The 7,232-nt window shown below is 64.6% G+C and carries 2 protein-coding genes and 2 pseudogenes; 1 reads left to right on the forward strand and 3 read right to left on the reverse strand.

Features of this window, described 5'->3' with window-relative positions:
* The 3 genes and pseudogenes from JHD07_RS22900 to JHD07_RS22910 form a co-directional block, all read right to left on the reverse strand.
* Nucleotides 1-375 (reverse strand): annotated as a pseudogene (locus JHD07_RS22900) (2-isopropylmalate synthase); the annotation flags it as partial.
* A gap of 435 nt (nucleotides 376-810) precedes the next feature.
* Complete coding sequence (locus JHD07_RS22905; RefSeq protein WP_291626141.1) at nucleotides 811-6,051, reverse strand: Calx-beta domain-containing protein; 5,241 nt, start codon at nucleotides 6,049-6,051, stop codon at nucleotides 811-813.
* A gap of 415 nt (nucleotides 6,052-6,466) precedes the next feature.
* On the reverse strand, nucleotides 6,467-6,730 hold the full coding sequence (locus JHD07_RS22910; RefSeq protein WP_291626143.1) for a hypothetical protein: 264 nt from the start codon (nucleotides 6,728-6,730) through the stop codon (nucleotides 6,467-6,469).
* Between the two features lie 180 nt (nucleotides 6,731-6,910).
* Between JHD07_RS22910 and JHD07_RS22915 the strand changes: the two are divergent.
* Nucleotides 6,911-7,232: pseudogene (locus JHD07_RS22915) on the forward strand (SMP-30/gluconolactonase/LRE family protein); the annotation flags it as partial.

The raw sequence follows: 7,232 nt of genomic DNA on the forward strand, positions 1-7,232 counted from the left end.
CACCTGCTCCGGGGTCTTGTTCAGCTTCACCCGCATGTGCAGCGGCGAGGTCGCGATCACGGTGTGGACGCGGCCGCGCTTGGCGAATTTCACCGCCTCGGCGCAGCGGTCGATGTCGGCCGGATGGGCGCGGGACAGGCCGGCGATGACGGCGTTCTTGGAACGGCGGGCGATCTCGCTGACCGCTTCGAAGTCACCCTGCGAGGTGATCGGGAAGCCGGCTTCGATGACGTCGACGCCCATATCGTCCAGCAGCTCGGCGACCTCGAGCTTCTCCTCGAAGGTCATGGTGGCGCCGGGGCACTGCTCGCCGTCGCGCAGCGTGGTGTCGAAAATGATGACGCGGTCCTTGTCGGACTTGTTCGCGGGGGCCATTGCAAATTTCCTTTTGAGCTTTCGCGCCGTTCATTTGGCTGGGCGCTGGAGGTGTCCGGTGATCTCGACCAACCCCTGAGCGCCCAGGCGCATGGCGCCCAGCCGGCCCTCAGGGGCAAGTAAGAAGAAGGCCGCCAATAAGGAGGGTGGGCAGCAGCGCGGCCGGGATCGTGGCGGTGGCCAGAGCCACCTCCCCCGAAATCCCCTCGATCTGGCCGCGAATCAGCATTGCCGAACCCTTTTGAGCCCCAAATCCTCGGCCAAAACCGTTGACGGTTGGTTGCCGGGAGGCTCAGTCGGGTCGTTTCTAGACGAGAAACGGCCGCATCTGCAACGCCAAAAGATGGTCAGGATAGCTGACCTGGCAGGTCCCGCGTGCCCCGGGCTTCAGGCCTGGAGCAGCGCCCCGCGGGATGATCGCGGGGCGCCGGGTGGTCAGGCATGCGCTACGACGAGCTGGGTCTGCACCTGCCCGCCGGGATCGCTGATCAGGCTGCCGCCTTGGCCGTCATTCGCCAGGGCGAAGTCGGCCGCCGTGTACTGGCCGAGCAGCGCCAGCGACACCGAGTGGGAGCCATCGGAAACCGTCAGCTTTCCGCCAGTGTTTCCGTCGTTGGCGACGTAGGCGATCGTCGTGGTTTCGCCGAACTCGATGTCGCCGAGATCCAGTTGATTGCCGTCCTGCCAACCGGAGAGGAAGCCGCTGAAGCCGGAAGCCTGGTCCAGCACCAGCGTGGCATCCGCCCCCGCAAAGGTCACGTTGTGCACCGAGGCGCCGGCAAAGGCGTGCAGCGTGCCGCTCCCGATCAGGGCACCGTAGGTTGCGCCGCCAACCCCGACATATTGCGTTCCGGACAGGATCACCGTGTCGGCGGCGATGCCATAGACGTACTGGCTGCCGCCCGCGATGGTAGTTGCGATCGTGGTGCCCCAGTCGATCTGAAGGCCGCCCGTGTTCAGCGTCGTGCCGATGGCCGTCGCACCCGCATAGACATTCTGCTCGCCGCCGTCATTGACCACGGTGTCTGTCGCGCTGCCATTGACGTGCTGCAGGCCGGCGGCGCCGACAGTGGTGTCGTCGGCGGTGCCGTAGACGTGCTGCGTGCCGCCCTCGATGGTGGTGCCGTTCGCCGCGGCACCATTGATGACGCGCTGCTCGCCGCCCGCCTCGATCGTCGTGTCAGTGGCAACACCACCGGACTGAACCGCCTGCTCGCCATGCAAGGTCACATTGTCGGCGCGGCCGAAGACCGAGAGCACGGCGCCCCCCTCCACGATCCCCGACGAGATCGCGCCCCGCACGACGAGCGCGGCACCGCTTTGGACCGTGACATCGCTGAAGCTCCCATCGTTGTCGATCGCCCAGGTGCCGCTCTGTACATCGACGTTCTCGATACCGGTACCCCTGCCCAGCGTTCCCTCCCCCATGCCAGACAGGATGAGAGTGTCGCCGCCGGCACCTCCGTCGACGATGCCCGAAACGGTCGAGCCCGCGACGAGGTTGATGGTGTCGTCGCCGGCTCCCAACAACACGTCGCCGGAGACGATGCCGCTGTTGGTAAAGCTATCGTCGCCGCCGCCCAGATCGACTGCCGCGCCACCCTTCGCGACCATCAGACCGCTGTTCATCAGCGTGTCGTCCCCCCCGTCGGCGATGACGCCGCCGAGGATCGTGCCCTTGTTGGTGATGGTGTCGTCGAAGCTGCCGACGATGTTGATCGCCTCGCGGCCGACGATCTTGGCGATCATCGCGGCCGTGTCCCCCTCGGAAACGCCGGTCGGTCCGAAGCCGTCGCCCCAGATGAGGCCCTCATTGTCGATAGTGGTCTCTGCAGAAGCCGGGCCGTTCGCGGAGTTGTCGACCTGGATCGCACGGCCGAAACCGTAGATCGTTGCACCCGCATAGTTGTTGATGATGCCGCCGCCGATCGCAACTCCTTCGGAGACGTTGGCCTCACCATTGTGGTAGCCGTTGGCGCCGAGGCCCCTGACCTGGCCAAAATTGTCGAGCGCCAAAAGGCCGTCGACATCGATTCCATCGCCGTCGCTGTCGGCGGCGTTCGCCGAGCGGCCGTCCATGACACCGTGGTTGGTGACATAGACGGTGTTCGCGACTGAGGCGTTGTTGTCGACGTTCACGGCCGAACCGTTGCGGCCCACCATGGTGGCTCCGGCCGCATTGTCGATCCTGGCGCCGCCCTTGCCGGTGATGGCATGGCGATTGCCTTCGATGTGGCCACCTGCGAGGTTGTTGAACGTGGCGTTCGGATTGCGGTCGTAGCTGAAGCCGTCGAGCCCGCCCTCGATGCGCCCCGCATTGTTCACGGTGTCTATCCAGCCGACCAGTGTCGCCCCCGCGGCGCCGCCGCGAATGACGCCGGTATCGAAGTTGTTCAGGACGAACTCGTCGCCGCCGAAATTATTGGCGTAGATTGCCACGCCACCGCTGGCGATCAGACCGGCATTGTCGATCTGGACATCGGCCGTAGGCGCGATCGCCGGGATGGCGCCGACATTGATCGTACCCGCCTTGCTGCTGCCGGCTCCCGATTGGATGACGCCGCCTTCCGCGTTCCTGAGGGTGACCTTCGTGTCGGGGGATGAGAGTTGCAGCGCGACCGCTGTAACCGCCGTTACGGAGATCTCGCCGGCGTTGTCGAGCGCCAGCACGCTGGTCGTATTGGAGGCATCGTTGGTGAAGTCCAGCCGCGCTGCGAGCTTGCCGCCTTGTTCGATCTGGAGCGTGTCGGTGTTGCTGATCTGGATCGCCGACGCCACTGCGGCGCCGCCCTTGATGACGATATTCGAGAACCCGCGCGCGCTGTCGGCCACCGACCAGGTGCCGCCTTCGACCAGCAGCTTCTCGACATTGGCGACGACCCCGACGCTCCCGAGACCGTCGCCGGACAGGTTGATCGTGTCGGTGCCGTCGCCGCCATCGATCAGGCCTGCGATCGTCGAGCCGGTGACGAGATTGAGGACGTCGTCACCAGCCCCCAACAACACGTCGCCGGAGACGATGCCGCTGTTGGTGGAGGTGTCGTCGCCGTCACCGAGATCGATCGCCGCCCCGGCCCTGGCCACGATCAGACCGCTGTTGTCAAGCAGATCAGCCCCACCATCGGTGAAGATGCCGCCGAGGATCGTGCCCTTGTTGGTGATGGTGTCGGCGAAGCTGCCGAGGATGTCGATGGCCTCGCGGCCCGCGATCCGGGCGTTCATTGCCGCCGCGTCGGCGGGATCGACGCCCTCCGGACCGTGACCTTCGCCCCAGATCAAACCTTCATTGTAGATCGTGGTCGCGCCGAGCGCCGCGCCGTTCGAGGAATCGTCCACCTGGATCGCGCGTCCGTAGCCATAGATGGAGCCGCCGGCATAATTGTTGATCACGCCGCCGCCGATGGCTGCGCCCTCGGAAACGTTGACCTCGCCGTTGTGATAGCCGCTGGCGCCCACGCCCGCGACCAGGCCGTAATTGTCGAGCTTGACCAGCCCGTCGGTGTCGATCGCATCGCCATCGCTGTCATCGTATCCGGCGGAGGCTCCGATGATCGTGCCACGGTTGGTGATATAGACCGTATTGGCAATGGTCGCGTCGTTGTCGATGTTGACGCCGGAGCCGTTGCGGCCGATCAGGGTCGCGTCGGCATCGTTGATGACGGTGATGCCCTTCTTGTTGGTGACGGCGTGGCGGGACGCCTCGATCAAGCCGCCGGCGAAGTTGTGCACGATCCCGCCGACGCTGCCGGTATAGTCGACCGCATCGCCGCCATAGTAACCGTTGGCAGTGTCGTCCACTGCCGACCGGATGATGCCGGAATTGTTGAGTAGCATGTTGGCGCCGCCGCGCACCACGTCGGAACTGGCCTGACTGTTGGTGATGATGCCGCCGGCGAGATTGTTGACGGTGACCGTGGAATCCTTGCCGACATCGGTGAAGTCCAGCGCGTAACCCACGCCCCCGTTCATCAGGCCGGCATTGTTCACCGTGACGACGGACCCGGAACCAAGGTATCGAAACCCGATGCTGCCCCAGGTCGCGCCGGTCGCGGCATTGTTGAACGCGAACGAGCCGGTCACGCCGTTGGCGCTCGTCACGTGGTAGTTCGTACCATCGAGACCGATGCCACCGGCATTGTCGACAATCACTGCGCCGCCCGACCAGACTATCGCGCCGGCGTTGGAGCCATCCTGCGGATCCGGAACGGCGAGCGCCCCGCCCTGGTCGACTGTGAGGTGGTCGCCGTCGGCGAGGGTGAGCGGCGACGTGATGGTCTGACCGGCGCCGACGTGCAGCGGGTCGTCGTTGACGATGACACCGGTCGCGTCGATATAGGTCAGGACGATGGTGGTGTTGGTGCTGGAGCTTGCGTTGGTCAGATGCAGGGCGAAACTGTCGTTGCCTTCCAGCGTGACGTCGCCGCTGGTGGTGACGGTGACGGTGGCGGTGCTCTCGCCGGCCTTGATGACGCCGGAGAACGTCAACGGCGCCGTGCCGCCGAAGTCGGCAGCATCGGCGGAGCCAGACGAGATCACGCCGCTGAACGAAAGATCGCCGTCGGTGCCGTGGGTCCGCTCGACCACGAAGGTGAAGGTCCTGACGTCGCCGGCATCGCCTTCCGTTTGCGAAACCGTCAGCGAATTCTCGGCGAAGCCGAAGAACTGGACCGGGTCGTCGTTGACGATCGTTGTGTCCACAACCGCCTTGTCGCCGATATAGATAAGGCCGCCGGCGCTCGCGACCGCATCGAGCCTGGCGAAGAAATGCTCGTCCGGCTCGTAGGTGGTGTCGCCGCTGATATGGAGCGTCACGGTCGCGGTCGAGGCGCCGTCGGCGAAGCTGCCGCTGAATGTCGGCAAGACGCCGCCGAAATCGTCGGCGTTGGCGTAACCGTACATGCCGGACGCGTTGCCCACCGTGCCGGAGAAGGTCGTGACACCTGCGGTCGAACCGATGCGGGTCAACGTCAGCGTCAGCACCGTGTCGCCGCTATCGCCTTCGGTGACGCTCGCCGTAACGGAGGCGAACTCGATTTTTTGCGCGGTCGGATCGGCGGTGAAGGCCTGGGTCGAAAATGGCAGATCGGGGGTGGTGCCGTCTTGACTCTGGTCGTCATTGCCACCCTGCAGCTGCCAGTTCGCCGCGGCGTAGATGCTCTTCTTGTAGTCCTCGATACTGGCAAGGCTCGACCGGTCGCCGACATAGACGGCGATGTCGGGGCTGGTCGACATTTGCTTGGCGTTGACCCCGTTGGTGAGGCAGGTGCCATTGAGCGTGCCTCGTCCGAGGCTGGCGTTGAAGATGGAATTGGTGATGGCGGTCAGAAATACCGGATTGGAAGCGTCGCCGGTGTAGGCATAGATGACTTCGTTGAGGTCGGCGATATCGCGCATGTTGGCGGTGTCAAACGCCACGGTTCCAATATTGGACGAAGCACTGCCGCCGGCGCCAAGACCGCTCATGCTGATAATCGTCCCGGCAGCGACGTCGGTGGTCGCAGTCCAGCTCCAGACGCTCTCGTCGGAGGCGAAGCTCGAGCCGTTCCAGGCGTTGTCGGTGAAATGGATGACGGTACCGGCCTTGATGTCGGAGAACGAGACGAAGGCGAGGCCGTCATCGCCGTCTGCGTTGAAGCCGGTGAATGCGATTGAGCCAGCAGCCAATGCGTCGGTCATGATTGTTTTCCTTGTTGCCGCCCACCAGACGGAGCTTCATGAATGATTGCGGCGAACCCTCCCCGGGAGCAGGCCAAGACGGCGGCCAACGGTCCCGTAACGGAAAACTCACCAAGTATCGTAATTCATGTTGCATAACGATATGTCTGTTACATGAAGGCTAAACAACACTTGGCGCTGGAATGGTCATCGCCGGCAATCGCCGCCGCCGCGGAAGATCCATCTTCTCATCAAGCGCACGCCCGGCAGGCTCATCGCAGGTCCCGCGCGAGCGGATTCCATTCAGATGTGCACGCAGCGAGAGCTTTGCAGCGCTCCTGTCATCTCAGGGTGTGGAATCGGCGTATTCCAGCCTGCCCGGATATCGCTTCGGTTCGAACTGCATCGGTCGCGCTGCGTCCAAACGTCTGCGCCCCTACCCCGCGCGGCGGGCGCGGGCCCTGGTCTCCCAGCGATTCAACATCTGGCCGAGTTCGCCGGCGGCCCCGGGCGTGGCAGTGCCGGCCTTCGCGATCTCGTTGGTGTTGGCCGGCGCATTGGCGGAGAGCCAATCCGGCTCGCTGTACTCGCGCCAGCGGCGTGCCTCCGCCCGCCTTTTCCGGGAGACGTAATCGCGCGTGTAATAGCCGGCCGCAAATGCGATCGCGAGAAGGATGACCAGGACGACGACTTGCACGATGAGCTCCGCCTTATCTTCCTACAGCACCCATCAATCCAAACGCATTCGAAGGTGACGAAATTGCGACCCGCGATCGCGCTGCGGTTTTGATTCCACCCCTCGCAACCGGCGACGGACCGGACTAACCTTCTGCTGCTCGGCCGGATCAACCGGCCAGTGGAACATGATCGGGAGGACGCGATGACACGCCAAGAGGCTCGTGACGAAGGGCTGCGTGCGCAGGATGCTGCGCTTTCACGACGAACGCTGGTCCGGGGATTGGCGCTCGGCGCCGCGGCAACGATGGCCGGCCCCGCGCTGGCTCAGACCGGGCCCGCAGCACCGCCGAGCACGGTCACCACACCGCCCCGCGATTTCGGCCCCCATGGTGCGCCAACCACTTATTTCTGGGACCCCGACATCATCGCGGTCGATCCATCCTTCAACGATCTCGCGCAGCCCAACACTGCGATCAAGCGTCTGTACACCGGCTTGCTGTGGGCCGAAGGCCCGGCCTGGAGCG

It is taken from the genome of Bradyrhizobium sp. (assembly GCF_016462955.1).
In the GTDB taxonomy this organism is placed as follows: domain Bacteria; phylum Pseudomonadota; class Alphaproteobacteria; order Rhizobiales; family Xanthobacteraceae; genus Bradyrhizobium.